Below are 1,843 nucleotides of genomic sequence, written 5' to 3'. Positions count from 1 at the left end.
GGCAGCCTGTCAAGGTATTCGAAGAGTACCGTCAGGCGGCATAGGCGAGTGTCGCACTTCGAAGTTGAATTCGCGTAATAAATATTTCTCTCCACACAAACTGTAGTATGGAAGCATATTATTCATATTATTTCCCTATTAGAATCATCACGCCCAAATGTTTCTGGATTTGCAGCCTCATAGTCATCGTCAAACATATGATTTCCACGATGCATCTCCCTCATTGTTGCGAGTGTACCGAAAAAGCACATTTCACACAGATGCACCAGATAACGCTCACCATCGTGACGGGAACCATAGCCAAAATCCGCCGATAACGAGCCGTATTGATTGGTTCCAAAATTCGTTTTTGTACTACGACCACAGACATCACAGAGAATGTCAACGACCTGCTCTGTTGGCACAATTTCTTTTACGAGCATGCTAAGCTCCTTATTTAAGGCTTTATGAAAACTATAATATCTTCTGCTTTTGATGTGGGAGTAACCTGGGCTGACTATTTATCACTGGCATAACCAGCATTGAACTCTCATTTGTTATTTTTTGATGTCTTTGCACTCAAATTTTGGAGGTGTTTTCCAACCTGTAACACGCCCGCTGCGTTTGTTGATCCTGCGGTATTCATTCCCCAACAGGATTTCCCATTCAGAGCCGTTCTCCGATAGAACCTGAAAAGCAGTCCCCAACTCAATGCCTAAACCTGGTTCAGTACAGACCAACTCGGTCATCAGCCCTCCTCAATGTAGGGGCATTTGGTTGTTAATTTTCCACTCAAAACGACAGTTTGGGATAGGATAGCTCATGAGAGGTCGTGTTTGTACAATGAGGAATGCTACATGATGCCCTATGCAACCTATCATCCTAGTAGTGACGCAGCAGCTACTGCGAACTATCTCCTGGAAGCCCTTGGTATTCCTTGTGACCCACTAGGAGCACATCAATGGATCGTGGCTGGCGTAGCACCGGACATAGTCTATCGTCTTGCGGAATTGATGAAGACGGATGTGGGGACGGTTTGCCAGTGGGCTGATATTGGCCAGAGTACACTGGCCCGCAAGCTCCGGATTGCTGCCCCCTTATCAATATCGCAGGGTGCCAGGGTATACGGAGTGGCGCAGGCCCTCGATGCGGCACTCGTCTTTCACAGGAACGATACCGTCAAGACACTGTCGTGGTTAAACCGCACCGCCTGGGGCCTCGGTGGCGTAGCCCCAGCTAAATTGTTGGCTACACCAATGGGGGTTCAGGCTGTTGTCGATCTAGTGGGACGGATTCGGCATGGGATGTGCCTATAAATTTAGGCAGCCTGCGGCCTCATCTTTCAGTTCAAAAAACATCACGATAGTTTTTTTCAAATTTTTTCATTTTAGCCACTTGAAAAATACTGAAAACTGTCCATTTACTAATTATGAGAACAAAAGACTTTTTTAAACATTCCGCTGCTTCGCAGCGAAGATAAACCAGTTTTACTACTTCCCCACATACTATTTTATTAGAAGCGACACTCGCATTAGCATTGCAAACATGTCAAGCGTTTAATACGCAGGTTCAAACCTCATGTTGTCATTACTTAACTAAGTGTCAATTCTCGTATGAGTAGAATCAAGACAGAAAAACAGCCATAATAAAATATGGTTATTTTCGCACCTATGGTGCGGGCTAAACAGACAAAAGTTCCACCTTATAATTAGCATCTATTGTTTTTCATTAAACAGCCACTATTTATGGTGGCTGCCATGAATAATTAAAAATATTATTGATGATAAGGTAATCCCCCCGAAAAACTGAGGTGCTCATAAGTAGAATTTTCTCGTATCTTGAACGCAGGAGGTTCTACATGAAA

3 protein-coding genes are annotated in these 1,843 nt (G+C 44.1%); 1 reads left to right on the top strand and 2 read right to left on the bottom strand.

Annotated elements, in window-relative coordinates; translation table 11 throughout:
• Nucleotides 1-122: 122 nt before the first annotated feature.
• Both PG897_RS22460 and PG897_RS22455 read right to left on the bottom strand, forming a co-directional pair.
• Entirely contained in the window at nt 123-422 is a 300-nt protein-coding gene (locus PG897_RS22460; RefSeq protein WP_270829438.1) for a hypothetical protein, read from the bottom strand.
• 114 nt (nt 423-536) lie between these two features.
• Complete coding sequence (locus tag PG897_RS22455; protein ID WP_182927087.1) at nt 537-728, bottom strand: hypothetical protein; 192 nt, start codon at nt 726-728, stop codon at nt 537-539.
• Between the two features lie 108 nt (nt 729-836).
• Here PG897_RS22455 and PG897_RS22450 point away from each other — a divergent pair, with 108 nt between their 5' ends.
• Nucleotides 837-1,295, top strand: coding sequence for an antitoxin Xre/MbcA/ParS toxin-binding domain-containing protein (locus PG897_RS22450; protein ID WP_333563752.1), 459 nt, complete (start codon nt 837-839; stop codon nt 1,293-1,295).
• Nucleotides 1,296-1,843 lie beyond the last annotated feature (548 nt).

It is taken from the genome of Aeromonas sp. QDB20, from assembly GCF_027707805.1.
In the GTDB taxonomy this organism is placed as follows: Bacteria; Pseudomonadota; Gammaproteobacteria; order Enterobacterales; family Aeromonadaceae; genus Aeromonas; species Aeromonas dhakensis.
The sequence above is the reverse complement of the archived record's forward strand: the minus strand, read 5'-3'. Positions and strand labels throughout refer to the sequence as shown.